This window comes from Achromobacter sp. 01N37 (assembly GCF_056399725.1).
The window spans coordinates 282,472-298,181 of record NZ_JBFTRX010000003.1; the positions used below are offsets into that span (position 1 = coordinate 282,472).

Genomic DNA, 15,710 nt, shown 5'->3' on the forward strand with positions numbered 1-15,710 from the left:
CTGGAATTTGGTGGAGCGGAGGAGGATCGAACTCCCGACCTTCGCATTGCGAACGCGACGCTCTCCCAGCTGAGCTACCGCCCCATTGAAGCAAGAGCAAAACTATACCTGAACTTTAAAGCGCCGTGCAATACGGCGCCAGGCAAAAATTTTCAGACGAATTCCAAGGTGGCGACGACAGGCGCGTGGTCCGACGGCTGCTCGTTGCGGCGCGGTTCCTTGTCGATCACGCAGGCGACGCAGCGCTTGACCAAGGGGGCCGACAGCAGGACGTGGTCGATCCGCAGGCCAGCGTTGCGGCGGAAGGCGAATTGGCGGTAGTCCCACCAAGAAAACGACTTTTCGGGCTGCTCGAACAGACGGAAGGAATCGGTCAGGCCCAGGTCGATCAGGCCTTGCAAGGCGGCGCGTTCCGGTTCGGACACCAGCACCTGGCCTTCCCATTTTTCGGGGTTGTGCACGTCTTCGTCGGCGGGCGCCACGTTGTAGTCGCCCAGCACGGCCAGACGCGGGTACTGCTTGATCTCGTCGGCCAGCCAATTGCGCATGGCGTCGAACCACGCCAGCTTGTAGACGTACTTGTCGGAATCCAGCGACTGCCCGTTGGGGCAATACGCGCACACCACGCGCACATCGCCTTCGGGGCTGGGGAAAGTCAAGGCCAGCACACGCTGCTGCGGGTCTTCATAGCCGGGAATGTTGCGCACCATGGACGTGCCCGGCACGCGCGAAATGATGGCGACGCCGTTATACGTCTTCTGACCGGCCCAGACGGCGTGATAGCCGGCTTCCTTGAAAGCGTCTTCCGGGAAGTTTTCGTCGGTGAGCTTCAGTTCCTGGATGCACAGCACGTCGACAGGATTGGCGGCCAGCCAGTCCAGCACTTGCGGCAGGCGCACCTTCAGGGAGTTCACGTTCCAGGTGGCTAATTTCATGTTCTGCGTAGACCGTTTGTTGATGCGGTTCTCAAAGGCGCCGCCTTCCAAAAACCCGGTCTAGCTACGTATCTGGCTACGAATCTGGCTATTCATCCGGGGCGTGACCGGCGGGCGCCGGGATAAGGGCAGATGATACCTGCTCGTGCGGACGGGTTGGCCACGGGGGCAGCTGGCATAACTCCTGGTGGAAGTGAATGCGTCCTATATGTCCCGCTGGAGCGGCCAAAGCTCGATGAAACTGGCTAGACTGCCTGAACGCTTCAAATGGAGGAGCCTATGAAGATTTGGCTTTTGCAGGACGTTAAAGCGCAGTACTCAGAATTTGTTGACGACGATTTATCCGTCGCGTCACAACTTATGACCGGGTGCCGTGTCAGAGTGCCGGTTATGGGCTCGGTAGCACCAAAACCGGCACTGATGGCGCCTCGGTCAACGCTCAAAGCGCTCTTGCTTACCGACTTTGCGCGGACTGAACACTTGGTGCCGCTGCGGGGCGAAGGGCGGCGATTGGCAGCTTTAGGGGGGCGCTGATGGGGTTATGTACCTGTTGGACACAAATGTCATTTCGGAACTGCGAAGGCCGAAGCCTCATGGTGCGGTAGTCGCTTGGCTCGAATCCGTGGATGACAGTCAGTTGCACCTGTCCGCGGTGACGCTAGGTGAGATTCAGATGGGTATAGAGCGAACCAGAATGCAGGATGCCGCCAAAGCCGAAGCGCTGTCGCATTGGTTGGGCGCTATCGAGGGCACCTATAGCGTGCTCCCGATGCCCGGGAAGGCGTTTCGGCTGTGGGCGCAATTGATGCATCGCCGGTCTGACACGCTGAACGAGGACGCCATGATCGCGGCTACTGCGAAACTTGGCGGGATGGTCGTCGTGACACGTAACGTGAACGACTTCCTCCCGTTCGATCTCCCGATCCTGAATCCCTTTGAATCCATCCCCGCCTGATTACCCCTCCGACCCGCTATTCAACATCCGGCTCTTCGCCTTTTCAATGTGCGCGCGCATGACGTTACGCGCGCCGTCGGCGTCTTGTTCCTGAATCAGCCGATAGATATGGCGGTGTTCGTCAATGGCGGCGCGGGTGCGTTTCCAGGGTTCGCTGTGGACCAGGTGGCGCATGACGTTGACGGCGTGGCTGACGTCGTATTCCAGCGATTTCAGCACTTGTACAAAGCGCTGGTTGCCGGTGGCGGCGGCGATGGCGCGGTGGAAGCCGTAGTCGTGGTGGTGCGCGATGGCGCCTGACGCGTCGGCTTCTTCGTAGCCGGTCAGCATGCGGTCCATTTCGCGCAGGTCGTCGGCGCTGCGGCGCAGGGCGGCCAGGTAGGCGCATGCGGGTTCAATCACCATGCGCAGTTCAAGGCCTTCCAGAATGTGGCCGACGCGGCGTGCCGGGTCGATGGCGGGCATGCCGCCCATCAGGTCGGGCTTGGCGCGCACATACGTGCCAGAGCCGCGAATGGAATCCACCAATTGGTCTTCGCGCAGCCGGTCCAGCGCTTGCCGGACCACGGGGCGCGATACCTCGAACAACGCGGCCAGTTCCAGTTCCGTGGGCAGCTTGTTGCCCGGTGCGATCTTGCCGGTGGCAATCGCGTAGAACAGGCTTTCATACACGCGCTCGGCAAAGCGTTCCGCGCGCACATAGCCCAGGCCCGACGCCACTTCGGCCAGCACGTCCAGTTCGGGGCGGGGGCGGGCGGCTGCCTCCAGCAGGGATTCCAACTGCGGGTCACGCACATTGCTCATTGGGGCGCGCTCTTCTATTAGTGAGTTGAAGCCGGTCCATCAATAGGACCGGGCTTGTCAGTCTTCCGAACAATCCCTGCGTCGTCGTAAATGGCTGAAATATCAGGGATTACCCGTATTCATATCCAAATATCCCGAAGCTTAGGACAAAAGCTGTCAATTCAATTGACAAGTTATAGGGGGCTCCCGTAACTTGCCATCAAACCACATCAGCCGCGCCTTTGACGCGCGGACGGCGTAACCGGCCTGCCGGGTACGCCGGGAGACATCACACAAATCCCCACAGCAATCCCTCTTATGGGCACCCGCACACACTTCGCTTTCCGGCACCTTGCTTCGTGCCTGGGAGGCTGCGCGCGCGTCGGCGCCTTTTCCGCAACTGGCTATTCGGCCGCTACTTTACTCCGCACATCGTGACTCAGAAGAACTTTATCGCCAACCAATGGGTGGCCTCGGCCACCGGTGAAACCATTCCCGTCCTGAACCCGTCCGATGGCAAGCCCTTCGAGTCGATCGCCCGCTCGGGCGAGGCGGATATCGACCGCGCCGTCACGGCTGCCCGCCAGGCGTTTGAAGGCGAGTGGGGCCAGATGGCGCCGGCTGCGCGCAGCCGTTTGCTGATGCGTATCGCCTTCGCGTTGCTGGACCGCCAGGAGGAATTGGCGCAACTGGAATCGGCCGATACGGGCAAGCCCATCAAGCAGGCCCGTGCGGATGCCGCCGCCGTTGCGCGCTACTTCGAGTTCTACGCCGGCGCTGTCGACAAGCTGCACGGCGAGACCATTCCCTACACCCCGGGCTTCACCGTGCTGACCGTGCGCGAAGCGCATGGCGTGACCGGCCACATCGTGCCCTGGAACTACCCGTTGCAGATCTTCGGCCGCAGCGTCGGCGCGGCGCTGGCCGCAGGCAATGCCTGCGTGGTCAAGCCTGCCGAAGACGCCTGCTTGTCGCTGTTGAAGCTGGCCGAAATTGCCGCCGAAGTGGGCCTGCCCGCGGGCGCGTTGAACATCGTGACCGGTTACGGCCACGAAGCGGGCGCGGCGCTGTCGGCGCACCCGGGCATCGACCACATCTCGTTCACCGGTTCGCCGCAGACGGGCAAGATGGTGGCCCACGCGGCGGCCGAAAACCATGTGCCGGTGACGTTGGAACTGGGCGGCAAGTCGCCCCAGGTGGTGTTTGACGATGCCGACCTGGACGCCGCCATGCCGGTGCTGCTGGCCGCCATCATCCAGAACGCCGGCCAGACGTGCTCGGCTGGCAGCCGCGTGCTGATTCAGCGTGGCGTTTACGAAACGGTGATCAAGCGCTTGTCGGAAGCCTTCGCGGCCACCGTCACGGGCCCGGCCGCGCAAGACCTGGACGTCGGTCCGCTGATCAGTGGCCGTCAACACGACCGCGTGCGCGGGTTCCTGGCGGAAGCCGAAGCCGAAGGCCTGAAGGTTGCTGCGCGCGGCAAGCTGAAGGACGGCGCGCCGGAAGCGGGCTATTACCAGCCGCCCGTGTTGTTCCGCGACGTGCCGCCCAACAGCCGTCTGGCGCAGGAAGAAGTGTTCGGGCCAGTGCTGGCCGCCATGGTGTTCGACACCGAGGAAGAGGCGCTGGAAATCGCCAACGGCACGCTGTACGGCTTGGTTGCGGGCGTCTGGACGCGCGACGGCGCCCGTCAGATGCGCTTGGCTCGCAAGCTGCGCGCCGGCCAGGTGTTCATCAATAACTACGGCGCGGGCGGCGGCGTGGAACTGCCGTTTGGCGGTTCGCGCCAGTCGGGCTACGGCCGCGAAAAAGGCTTTGAGGCGCTGTACGGCTTCACGACCTTGAAGACCATCGCCATCCGTCATTGATGGCACGCCGGGTGGCGCTCGCCACCCGCGTCCAGCGGGGCGGCTCCTGGCAAAATATCGGTTAACGTTGATGTTTTGCTTCAGGGGCCTGCCGCCCCGTTTTCAGGAACCGTATGTTCACCGGTATTGTTCAAGGCACCGCGACGATCGCGAAGATCGCGGATCGCGAAGGCCTGCGCACCTTCACGCTGGATTTTCCCCCTGGTTTTTGCGTTGATCTGGCCATCGGCGCCAGCGTGTCGACGGACGGCGTCTGCCTGACCGTGACCGAGCTGCTGTCGGACAACCAGGCGACGTTTGATGTCATGCTGCAAAGCCTGGCCATCACCACGCTGGGCAGCTATGCCGAAGGCGATCGCGCCAACGTCGAACGCGCCGCGAAAGATGGCGCCGAGATCGGCGGCCACCCCTTGTCCGGCCATGTGGACTTCACGTCTGAAGTGGTGATGGTGAAGTCGTCTGACACCAACCGACTGATGCGCTTCAGCATCCCCGAACCCTTCCGCAAGTACGTGTTCGCCAAGGGCTATATCGCCATCAACGGCGCGAGCCTGACCGTGTCGGAAGTGAACCGGGCGGAAGGCTGGTTTGAAGTCTGGCTGATTCCCGAAACCCGCCGCATGACGGTGTTCGAGGACAAGCAGGTTGGCGACTTCGTCAACATTGAAATCGAACGCAGCACGCAGGTGGTCGTGGACACCGTGCGCGAAACGGTGCAGGAAAGCTTAGGCAAGTTGCAGCCCTTGCTGGAAGCCATCCTGAAGGAAAAAGGCCTGACCCTGGAAGACTTCGTCAGCCCCCAGGGCAAGCTGAAGTAAGACGTGATCCGGGGCCACGGCCGGCCCCGGAGTCAAAGCCCAGGGCAGGTCGCAGAGGCTATGGCCATCCCTGACAGCGCTGGAATCCACGCTTACGCCAAACCCGTCAGCCCTCGAACGGCTGACCTTGCGGACGCACGCGAATGCCCGGCTGCAAGCGCGTCCACGGCAGATCCGCCGGGTCAGCCTGCATCGGCCCGGGCGCTTTGGCCACCAGCACTTCGTGCGCGATGGGCTGGAAGTCGGCACGGAAATGCACCGAGCTTTTCACCACCAAAATCCCCATTTCCTCTGGCTGCACGCCGCCCACGCGGAACAGGTTGCGGTCCAGCATCTGCGCCTTGCTGGCGCTGACCACGACGCGCACGCCGCCAATCCGCAGGCCAGCGACCGCGCCCAGGTCCACATCCATGCCATGCATCATCGGGCCGTCAAAGCGCAGCTTGCCGGGCGATAGCGTTTCGACGACGAAGTCGCCGGTAAAGGCGGAGTCGCCCGGCACGCCCGATTGCCCGCCCAGTTGCAGCGTGACGGTGCTGCCGATGCCGGCCGCAGTGGCGGCGCGCACGGCGTCGGGGTCGTAGAACAAGCCCAACGCGGCGTTCTGCGCATTGGCTTCGACCAGCGCGCGCAGCATGCCTGTGGTGTTGGCGTCGCCACCCGCGCCCGGGTTGTCTTGCGTGTCCGCAATCACAACAGGGCGGGATGCGCCGGCCGCCAGCGCCTGCGCGCGCCGCACGGCTTCGGCGGGTTCAAGAAAGTCGGGCGACCACTGCGGTTCCAACTCCAACACCTGGCGGTACAGCGTTTCGGTGACCTGTTCCACGGCCGCCGCATCGGTGCCGTACGCCCAGACCACGGGACCACATTCCGGAAAATCCGCCGCCGGAAAACCCGGCGCAAACGAGATGGACGCGACCCCAGGCGTTTGCTCCAGCTGCGCCAGCGTGTCGTACACGCCTTGCGACGGTTGCAGCATCGTGCACATGCCGTTGATCGGAATCAGGAAGGGCAGGCGGCGTTCGCTGCGCGCCCATTGCTTGCCCGCGGCGATGCGGGCCAGCAGCAACCGCGCCGCGTGCTCGCCGGTATCGGCCATGTCCACGTGCGGATAGGTGCGGAAGGCGGCCAGCGCGTCGGCCTCTTGCAGCATCTGCGCAGTGACATTCGCGTGCAGGTCCAGGCTGGCCACGACCGGCACGTCAGGCCCCACGATTTGCCGCACGCGCGCCAGCAATTCGCCTTCGCCATCGTCCAGGTGTTCGGTGACCATCGCGCCGTGCAAGTCCAGGTAGACGGCGTCGTACTTGCCCGCGCGCGCCGCATCAAGGATTTCACCCGCGATGCGCTCAAAGGCGTCGCGCGTGACATGCGCCGAGGGGCTGGCGCCCGCCCAGATCACCGTGTGCACGGTATGGCCTTGCGCCTGGATGGCGTTGATGAAACCGCCCGCTGGAATATTGACCGAGCGCAGCGCCAGCATGGCTTCGCCGCGCACCATGGCGGGAAAGCCCTCGCCGCGGACAAAGTTGTCATACCCCGCCTTGGACGGCGCAAAGGTATTGGTCTCGTGCTGGAAGCCAGCCACCAGGATGTGCATGTCGTTTCCTCTCGGTCTTGAGTCCGTGGATTCAGGGGTCCGGGAATTATTGGAGACGACGCCGGGATCAGCAATAGCGGCGCGCTGTTTTGTTTGATCAGCGGACGGCCGGTTTCAGCGACGTATGGCGTTACGCTTTTGAGACATTCTTTAGTTTTAGATCAAGCAATACCAATGCTTTCCAGCGTCTTCTAGTCTAAGACCCGCATAAACACTCAAGAAAATTCTGAATTTCCCATGTGACGGGCGTTTTGGGGCGGCTTCGAATACAATGACGCCACTTTCGGAGGTTTCTATGTCGGTCATATCCGATATCAAAATACGCCCCCTGGAGCGCGGCGACCTGCACTTTGTGCACAAGATCAACAACAACGACGTCATCATGCGTTATTGGTTCGAAGAGCCTTACGAGGCCTACGACGAACTGGTCGCCCTTTATGACCGCCACTTGCACGATCAGAACGAGCGGCGCTTCATCATCGAGCACGACACCGGCCAACCCGCCGGCCTGGTGGAACTGGTGGAAATCGACTACATCCACCGCCGTGCCGAATTCCAGATCATCATCGCGCCCAGCTATCAGGGCCGGGGCTACGCCAAGGCGGCAACCCGCATCGCAGTCGGCTACGCATTCCGCGTGCTGAACATGCATAAGGTCTATCTGGTGGTAGACAAAGACAACACCGCAGCCGTGCACGTGTACGAGCGCTGCGGCTTTCAGATCGAAGGGCTGATGAAGGAAGAATTCTTCTCGAACGGCGCCTATCGTGACGCTTACCGCATGGCGCTGCTGCAACACGAGCACCTGCGCGATGTCGGCCCCGGCGCACCGGATGCGCCCGTGCTGCGCGACTGGCCGCAGGAAGAACAAACGGGCTGACAAGGCCCGTCCGTCTCATTCCTGAAAGCTTGCGTCAATCTGCCCCGCGCAGCAGACGCAGGCCGTTGGCCACCACTAGCAGGCTGGCGCCCACGTCGGCGAACACCGCCATCCACAGCGTGGCGTTGCCGGTCATGGCAAGCGCCAGGAACACCACCTTGATGCCCAGCGCCAGCACGATGTTCTGGATCAGCACACGGTGCGTGGCGCGCGACAAGCGCAGGAAGGTGCCAATTTTTCGCAGGTCGTCATCCATCAAGGCCACGTCGGCGGTCTCGATCGCCGTGCCGGTGCCTGCCGCGCCCATCGCAAAGCCGATGTCGGCGCGCGCCAGCGCAGGCGCGTCGTTGATGCCGTCGCCCACCATGCCGACCTTGCCCTGGGTTTTGCCTTGGGGCGCCAACTTGCTTTCGATGGCGGCCAGCTTGTCTTCGGGCAGTTGATCGCCACGCGCTTCGTCAATACCCACCTGCTTGGCAATGGCTTGCGCCGTGGGCGTGTTGTCGCCCGTCAGCATCAGCGTGCGCACGCCCAGCGCATGCAGGTCGGCGATGGCGGTGGCGCTGGTGGGCTTGACGGTGTCGGCTACGGCGGCGAGCGTCAGCACGCGCGTGCCGTCGGTCAGCGCGATGGCGCTTTTGCCTTGGCGTTCCAGCTCGTCCAGCCGGGCTTCCAGTTTGTCGGTGGACACGCCAAGTTCACGCATCAGGCGGCGGTTGCCCAATTGATAGGTCACGCCATCCAGCGTTGCGCTGACGCCGCGGCCGGGCAGGGCGGTGAAGGCGCCGACTTCCAGCAAGGTCTTGCCGGCCTCGCGCGCGGCGTTGGCCACGGCGAGCGACACGGGGTGGTCGGACCGGGCCGCCAAGCTAGCAGCGATCAACGCAGCCGGCTGGCGGGGGGGGTCGGACACGTCCCAGTCTTGCAGATCGGTTTGCACCGGCTTGCCGTGCGTTAGCGTGCCGGTCTTGTCCAGCGCCAGCCATTTCAGGTTGCGGCCTTCTTCCAGATATACGCCGCCCTTGACCAGAATGCCGCGCCGCGACGCTGCGGTCAGGCCGCTGACGATGCTGACGGGGGTCGAGATCACCAGCGCGCACGGGCAGGCGATGATCAGCAGCGCCAAGGCGCGGTAGATCGCGTCAAACCAGGGCTGCGCCCACAGCAGCGGCGGCACCACGGCCACCAGCACGGCCACGCCCACCACGGCGGGGGTATAGATGCGCGAGAAGCGGTCGATGAAGCGCTGGGTGGGGGCGCGCGCGCCCTGCGCCTGTTCCACGGCGTGGATGATGCGGGCCAGCGTGGTGTTGCCGGCCGCAGCCGTAACGCGATATTCGAACGAGCCGGCGGCGTTCACCGTGGCGGCGAAGACGGGGTCGTCCTGCGCTTTTTCCACGGGCAGGCTTTCGCCGGTGATGGGCGATTGGTCTACGGTAGAGCTGCCGCTGACGATGATGCCGTCAGCCGCGATGCGTTCGCCGGGGCGCACGCGCACGACGTCGCCCACCTGCAATTGCGCGGCGGGTACGTCCCGCCACGTGCCATCCGCCTGTCGGACGGTGGCCGTTTCGGGCGCCAGGTCCAGCAGGCCACGGATGGCGTTGCGGGCGCGGTCCAGTGAACGCGCTTCGATCAGCTCCGCTACGTTGAACAGGAACATCACCATGGCGGCTTCGGGCCACTGGCCGATCAGCACCGCGCCGGTGACGGCGATGCTCATCAGCGCGTTGATGTTCAGGTTGCCGTTGCGCACGGCGATCCAGCCCTTGCGATAGGTGCTGACGCCGCACGCCAGAATCGCGGCGACAGCCAGCGCCGCCGTCACGGCCAGCGGCCAGCTTGCAAAGTGCGAGAGCTCGGACAGGGCGGCCAACACGCCTGAACCGCCAATCAGCCACCAGTTCACCGGCTTGGCGCCGGGCGCGGGCGTGCCGGGGGCGCCATCGGCAAGCGGCTCGGGCGTCATGTCCAGCGACTTGATGGCGGCCACGATGCGGTCCAGCGCGCCTTCGGCGTGTACCACCGTCAGCACGCGCTGCATCAGGTTGAAGTCCAGCGCATGCACGCCGTCCAGCCCGTCGAGCTTTTTGCGGATCAGGGTTTCTTCAGTGGGGCAGTCCATCTGGCCGATGCGCAGGCGCGCCAGCACCTGGCCAGGGCCGGCGCTGAGGGTGGCCGTGCCAGAGGCGGATGCCGTGAAGCCCTGCCCGCCGTGGTCATGCCCGCAGCAGGCAGCCGCGGCATGCGACTGCGCGGGGGCGTGATCGTGATGGCGGCTGGTGGGGTTGTGGCTGTGACCGTGGCTGTGGTCATGGCCGTGAGCCGCATGGTCGTGGCCCGCATGCCCGTGGTCCGCATGCCCGTGGTCCGCATGGGCGTGGCCGGCATGCCCGTGGCCGGCCTGTTCGTGGCCCGCATGGTCATGACCTGCATGCTCATGCGCAGCGTCTTGCCCCGTTTCCTTCTTCTGCCCGTGTGCATGCCCATGGCCGCCGCAGCAGGCGTCGCCCTGCGTTGCAGGGGAGGGCTGTTGGGATTTGACCGGAGGAAAAGCCATCGTTCTTCGCCTTGTTGAATCGGATGTTGGCATTCCACACCTTGGAGTTACTATAGGGTCAAGCCCAAATTTCAATCGGATGCGATCCAGGAGGCACGATGCGTATCGGCGAATTGGCCACAGCGGCCGGCACGACGGTCGAGACCGTCAGGTACTACGAAAAGGAAGGGCTGTTGCCCGCGCCCGACCGGGGCCTGAACAATTACCGCAGTTACGGGCAACCCCATCTAGAGCGTCTGCGGCTGATCCGCAACTGCCGGGCGCTGGACATGACGCAGGACGAGATCCGCGCAATTCTGTCCCTGGCCGACAACCACCAGACGGGTTGCGGCCCCATTAACGAACTGTTCGACGAACACATCTCGCACGTGGATGAGCGCATCGCCGAATTGCTGCAATTGAAGGGCCAGCTGACCGAATTGCGCCAGCGCTGCCTGTCGGCGCGGCCCGACGCGGAAGACTGCGGCATCTTGCACGGCCTGTCTGAAATGCAGGTTGAAGAACGCCAGGAACGGCACACGCACCTAGGTTGACGCCTAGGCGGAATCCGGCCCCAAAGTGGGCCGGATGTCCATGCTCGAGGCCGGGAGATACCCGACCCGGCTGCCGCCATCGATTAATATGAGAATCTATCTCTTTCACATTTGCGCCAGAATCAATGACCGCCACTTCTACTGCGACCCCGCTGCACGCCCTCACCACGCGCCGTTCCGTCAAGTTTCTGCGCGGCCCGGCGCCCAAACCCGACGAACTGGAACAGATCCTGCAAGCCGCCATGTCGGCCCCCGACCACGGCGCGTTGCGTCCGTGGCGCTTTGTCGTGATCCAGGGCGAAGCCATCGGCAAGCTGGCCGATGTGGCGCTGGAAGCGGTCAAGCGCAGCGGCGACCCGCGCATGACGCCCGAGAAAGAAAAATCGGTGCGTGAATGGATGGCTGGCGTGCCGCTGTTCGTGGCCGTAGCGCAGAAGATCGCGCACGACAACACCAAGATCCCCGAGCACGAACAATTGCTGGCCACGGGTTGCGCCGTCATGAACATCCTGAACGCCACCCACATGCTGGGCTATGGCGCCTTCTGGAGCACGGGCGTGGGCACCTACGTTGAAGACGTGCAGAACGCGCTGGGCCTGGATTCGCTGGATTACCGCTTCCTGGGCTATCTGGCCATCGGCACCCCGGCGTGCGCCGTGCCGCCCGCCAAGCGCCCCGACTTCCGCGACTTCGTCACGGAATGGACCGGCCCCGTCTAAGCCCTGCCGTTTTGCCATGACCGCATCCACGCAGCCTCCGGAGCATTCCGCCGCCGAGCTGTATGACGCCCACCATTCCTGGTTGCAGGAGTGGCTGCGGCGCCGGTTGGGGTGCCGCCATGATGCGGCAGATTTGGCGCACGACACGTTCGTGCGCCTGCTTGCTGGCAGGCACACCGACCCCATTCGCGAACCGCGCGCATTCCTGACCACGTTGGCGCAACGCACGCTGTTCAGCTTCTGGCGGCGCCGGGAATTGGAACGCGCGTATCTCGACAGCCTGGCCGGCTTGCCGCAAGCCAGCGCACCCAGCGAAGAAAGCCGCGCGCTGGTGCTCGAGGCCTTGATGCACATCGACCGCGCCTTGCAGCGCTTGCCGCTGAAGGCGCGCCAAGCCTTCCTGTACAGCCAGCTGGATGAACTCAGCTACGCCGAAATCGCCCAGCGTATCGGCACGTCGGTGATCACGGTGCGGCGCTACATGAAACAGGCCATCACGCTTTGCGTGGCGGCGCGCTTGTCTTTGCCCGTATGACGGCCCCGGCGTTGCCTGCCGATCTGGAATCGGCCGTGGACTGGATGGTGCTGCTGTCGTCAGGCAGTGTGGCCGCCGCCGACCGAACCCGGTTTGAGCAGTGGCGGCAGGCCGACCCCCGTCACGCCGCAGCGTGGGACACCGTCAACACCGCCGTCAAAGCGTCGTTTTCCATGCTGGAAAGAGGCGAGCAGCGCCAGGCGGCCGGCGCCGCCTTGCTGACCCCGCCCGCCCGGCGAAGAATGTTGCGCAATGCGCTGGCCCTGGCGCTGACGGCAGGCGGCGTCGCTGCAATGGCCGACCGCCAAACGCCCTTGCGCACGCTAAGCGCCGACCTGCGCACGGGGACCGGCGAGCGTCGCGCCTACACATTGGAAGATGGCAGCGAACTGACGCTGAATGCGCGTTCGGCCGTAGACGTGGACTTCAGTGCTGGCGTGCGCCGTGTTCGCCTGCGGGCAGGCGCGGTGTATGCGCGCGTGGCTGCCGATGCCGCGCGGCCATTCATCGTGTCTACCGCCGACGGAGAAGTGCAGGCGTTGGGCACCGTCTTCAACGTGGCGCGCGCGGATGGCGCAAGCCTGGCCAGCGTGGTCGAGCACAGCGTCGAAGTGCGCGCGGGCGGCCAGCGCCGGGTGCTGCAAGCGGGTGAGGGCGTGCGGTTTGATGCGCATGGCCTGGGCCAGCCGGACGCCGCGCTGGCCGATGCCGCCGCCTGGCACGACGGCATGCTCGTCGTGCACGACGAACCCTTGGGCGCGGTAGTGGACGCGCTGCGGCCATATCGGCGCGGCATTATCCGCATTACGCCAGCGGCCGCAAGGCTGCGCGTGTTGGGGGCGTTTCCGCTGGACGACATCCCGCGCACGCTGGAATCGTTGCGTCAGACGTTGCCGATCAGCATCAGCGCTGTGGGCGGATGGTTTGTCAGCATCGATCTGCGTGACCCCCGCGCTGAAAAATAAATGATCACTTTTGTGCGCGTCGTTGGACATCCCTCCTGAAACACCACACTGTTGCAGGAGCCTCCATGTTTCATCGCCACCCGCTGCGGCCGTTGACCGCCGCGCTGTTCATTGCCCTGGCCGCGCCCTACGCGCAGGCGCAATCTCAAAGCCAAAGCCAAACGCCGCCGCCCGCATCCGCCCGCGCCACCCTGCATTTTGATTTGCCCGCCGCAGCCTTGGGCGACACGCTGACGCGCATCGCACGCCAGAGCGGCCGCGCGGTGTCGGTTGACCCCGTCTTGGTCGCGGGCCGTAATGCGCCCGCCATCGCGGGCGATTACACCGCCGAAGACGCCGCGCGTCGTGCGCTTGCCGGTAGCGGCCTGGAACTGGCCGTCACCGCTAACGGCACGCTCAGCGCCCGGCGCGCACCCGACAGCACCGCGATGCTTGAGCCCGTCCGCGTGACGGGTTCCATCGAATCGCCCACCGGGCATGTCGACGGCTACGTGGCGCAACGCGCGTTGTCCGGCACCAAGACCGACACGCCCTTGATCGAGACGCCGCAATCGGTGTCGGTCGTAACCAGCGATCAGATCCGCGTGATCAAGGCGGGGTCGGTGGCGGATGCGCTGGGCTATACGCCCGGCGTGTCGTCGCAATCCCCCGCCTTCAGCCGCATGGTCGATGACCTGATGCTGCGCGGCTTCAACGTAGCGGCCGGCAACTCCGGGCAGTTGCGCGATGGCCTGAAACTGCAATCCAGCGTTTACGACGGCGGCCAGGAACCCTATGGCCTGGAGCGCGTCGAGGTGCTGCGCGGCGCATCCTCGGTGCTGTACGGGCAGCTTAGCCCCGGCGGCGTGGTCAACAGCGTCAGCAAGCGGCCATCGGCCGACACGCTGCGCGAACTGAATCTGGACGTGGGCAGCTATGGCCGCCGCCAGGTGTCGGGCGACTTTACCGGCGCGCTGTCCGAGGACGGCGCGTGGACGTATCGCTTGACGGGTCTAGCCCGCAACGCCGACAACTGGGTGGACCACGTGCCGGACGACCGAACCTATCTGGCGCCCGCGCTGACGTGGCAGCCGTCGGCCGCGACCTCACTGACCTTGTTGGCCAGCTATCAGCGCATCCGCACACGATTCGCTGCGCCCATGCCCGCCGCCAATACCTTGAACGGCCAGATCCCGCGCGACCTCTTCATCGGCGAACCGGATTTCGACCGCTACGACACCGACACCTACACCATCGGCTATGCCTTCGAGCACGCCTTCAACGACCGCGTGAAACTGCGCCAAAACGCCCGCTACTTCACGGCCGATGGCAACTGGGATTACTTGAGCTTCGGCGCGTTGCAGGCCAACGGCCAGACCCTGCGGCGCGGCGTGGTCAGCCGCAACGAACATTCGTATGGCGTGGCCACCGATACCTCGCTGGAGCTGAAGCTGGACGGCGGCCCCTTGCAGCACACGGTGCTGGCGGGCTTGGACTATTACCGCAGCGGCTACGACTCGCATCGCCATTCAGGCACGGTGGCGGCGCTGGCCGACATCTACCACCCCGTCTATGGCGCGGTGCCGGTGCTGAACACCGCCGCCGACTACGGCATCAACACGCGTTCCGATTCGCTGGGCCTGTACCTGCAAGACCAGATCAAGATCCAGGACAAGTGGGTGCTGGTGCTGGGTGGGCGCCAGGATTGGGCCGATACCGATCAGACCAACTACGCCAACGGCGCCAAGACCCGGCTGCGCGACACGGCCACGACAGGCCGCGTGGGCGTCGTCTACCTTGCCGACAATGGCCTGGCGCCGTATGTCAGCGCCAGCCAGTCGTTTGCGCCAACCATCGGTGTGGACCGCGCGGGCAATGCCTTCAAACCCACCAAAGGCACACAGTACGAACTGGGCCTGCGCTACGAGCCGCCGGGCGGAAACATGCTTTACAGCGCGGCCGTCTACGACCTGACGCAGACCAATGCGTTGACGAGCGACCCGGCCGACGCCACCTATTCCGTGCAGAGCGGCCGGGCGCGCTCGCGCGGGCTGGAGCTTGAAGCAAAGGCGCGGCTGGGCGCCATGAACCTGACGGCCAGCTATGCCTATACCGACGCGCGCACCACGCGCAGCACCGTGCCGTCGCTGGTGGATCAGCGCATCGCACTGGTGCCGCTGCACAGCGCCTCCGTCTGGGCCGACTACAACCTGACCGCCGCCGGCGTGGCCGGGCTGACCGTGGGCGCGGGCGTGCGTTACGCCAGCTCGACGAACCTGCCCGGTTACCCCGCCAATGTGCCGGGCCAATTCCTGGTCGACGCCATGGCCGCCTATGACTTCGGCGCGCTGGACCCGACGCTCTCGGGCCTGGCGTTGACGGTGAACGCGCGCAACCTGTTCAACCGCGGCTACCTGGCTTGCGCGGGCGCCACAGGCTGCCGTTATGGCGACCCGCGCACGCTCTATGCCACCCTGAGCTACCGCTGGTAAACCAGGGAAAAACCCCTAGTGCGATGCGGGTCAGCAGCACGGCTGACCCGCCTCAACGAGCCTGTCCCCTGTGCTAATCTCGTCGACG

13 protein-coding genes and 1 tRNA gene are annotated in these 15,710 nt (G+C 64.7%); 9 read left to right on the forward strand and 5 right to left on the reverse strand.

The window, feature by feature from the left end; all coding sequences use genetic code 11:
- Window positions 1-8 precede the first annotated feature (8 nt).
- Both AC1DSJ_RS07475 and xth read right to left on the reverse strand, forming a co-directional pair.
- Window positions 9-84: transfer RNA gene (locus tag AC1DSJ_RS07475), tRNA-Ala, on the reverse strand.
- A gap of 68 nt (window positions 85-152) precedes the next feature.
- Window positions 153-935: an exodeoxyribonuclease III gene (xth, locus tag AC1DSJ_RS07480; RefSeq protein WP_054426376.1), complete on the reverse strand. Its 783-nt coding sequence runs from the start codon at window positions 933-935 to the stop codon at window positions 153-155.
- Between the two features lie 541 nt (window positions 936-1,476).
- Between xth and AC1DSJ_RS07485 the strand changes: the two genes are divergently transcribed.
- Complete coding sequence (locus AC1DSJ_RS07485) at window positions 1,477-1,890, forward strand: type II toxin-antitoxin system VapC family toxin (protein ID WP_441371212.1); 414 nt, start codon at window positions 1,477-1,479, stop codon at window positions 1,888-1,890.
- Here AC1DSJ_RS07485 and AC1DSJ_RS07490 read toward each other — a convergent pair whose 3' ends face one another.
- Complete coding sequence (locus AC1DSJ_RS07490; RefSeq protein ID WP_441371213.1) at window positions 1,891-2,694, reverse strand: FadR/GntR family transcriptional regulator; 804 nt, start codon at window positions 2,692-2,694, stop codon at window positions 1,891-1,893.
- A 410-nt stretch (window positions 2,695-3,104) separates the two neighbouring features.
- Here AC1DSJ_RS07490 and AC1DSJ_RS07495 point away from each other — a divergent pair, with 410 nt between their 5' ends.
- On the forward strand, window positions 3,105-4,541 hold the full coding sequence (locus AC1DSJ_RS07495; protein ID WP_391569192.1) for an aldehyde dehydrogenase family protein: 1,437 nt from the start codon (window positions 3,105-3,107) through the stop codon (window positions 4,539-4,541).
- A gap of 113 nt (window positions 4,542-4,654) precedes the next feature.
- Window positions 4,655-5,359 carry a riboflavin synthase gene (locus tag AC1DSJ_RS07500; protein WP_054426143.1) on the forward strand — a complete coding sequence of 235 codons (705 nt, stop codon included), beginning with the start codon at window positions 4,655-4,657 and terminating at the stop codon, window positions 5,357-5,359.
- A gap of 106 nt (window positions 5,360-5,465) precedes the next feature.
- Here the strand turns inward: AC1DSJ_RS07500 and AC1DSJ_RS07505 are convergent, their stop codons facing one another.
- Complete coding sequence (locus AC1DSJ_RS07505; protein WP_441371214.1) at window positions 5,466-6,959, reverse strand: M81 family metallopeptidase; 1,494 nt, start codon at window positions 6,957-6,959, stop codon at window positions 5,466-5,468.
- Between the two features lie 295 nt (window positions 6,960-7,254).
- Here AC1DSJ_RS07505 and speG point away from each other — a divergent pair, with 295 nt between their 5' ends.
- Window positions 7,255-7,839 (forward strand): spermidine N1-acetyltransferase, encoded by a 585-nt coding sequence (speG, locus tag AC1DSJ_RS07510; protein ID WP_006218930.1) that lies wholly within the window; start codon window positions 7,255-7,257, stop codon window positions 7,837-7,839.
- A gap of 34 nt (window positions 7,840-7,873) precedes the next feature.
- Here the strand turns inward: speG and AC1DSJ_RS07515 are convergent, their stop codons facing one another.
- Window positions 7,874-10,399, reverse strand: coding sequence for a heavy metal translocating P-type ATPase (locus AC1DSJ_RS07515; protein ID WP_441371215.1), 2,526 nt, complete (start codon window positions 10,397-10,399; stop codon window positions 7,874-7,876).
- 98 nt (window positions 10,400-10,497) lie between these two features.
- Here AC1DSJ_RS07515 and cadR point away from each other — a divergent pair, with 98 nt between their 5' ends.
- From cadR to AC1DSJ_RS07540, 5 genes are all read left to right on the forward strand, one after another.
- Window positions 10,498-10,932 carry a Cd(II)/Pb(II)-responsive transcriptional regulator gene (gene cadR / locus AC1DSJ_RS07520; RefSeq protein ID WP_054426138.1) on the forward strand — a complete coding sequence of 145 codons (435 nt, stop codon included), beginning with the start codon at window positions 10,498-10,500 and terminating at the stop codon, window positions 10,930-10,932.
- Window positions 10,933-11,057: 125 nt separating this feature from the next.
- Window positions 11,058-11,651, forward strand: a complete 594-nt coding sequence (locus AC1DSJ_RS07525) for a nitroreductase family protein (protein WP_054426136.1) — start codon at window positions 11,058-11,060, stop codon at window positions 11,649-11,651.
- Window positions 11,652-11,667: 16 nt separating this feature from the next.
- Window positions 11,668-12,186: a sigma-70 family RNA polymerase sigma factor gene (locus AC1DSJ_RS07530; RefSeq protein ID WP_175169978.1), complete on the forward strand. Its 519-nt coding sequence runs from the start codon at window positions 11,668-11,670 to the stop codon at window positions 12,184-12,186.
- Window positions 12,183-13,151, forward strand: coding sequence for a FecR family protein (locus AC1DSJ_RS07535; RefSeq protein WP_441371216.1), 969 nt, complete (start codon window positions 12,183-12,185; stop codon window positions 13,149-13,151). Before AC1DSJ_RS07530 ends, AC1DSJ_RS07535 begins: the two co-directional genes overlap by 4 nt.
- Window positions 13,152-13,216: 65 nt before the next feature.
- Complete coding sequence (locus AC1DSJ_RS07540) at window positions 13,217-15,622, forward strand: TonB-dependent siderophore receptor (protein ID WP_441371217.1); 2,406 nt, start codon at window positions 13,217-13,219, stop codon at window positions 15,620-15,622.
- Window positions 15,623-15,710: the final 88 nt, after the last annotated feature.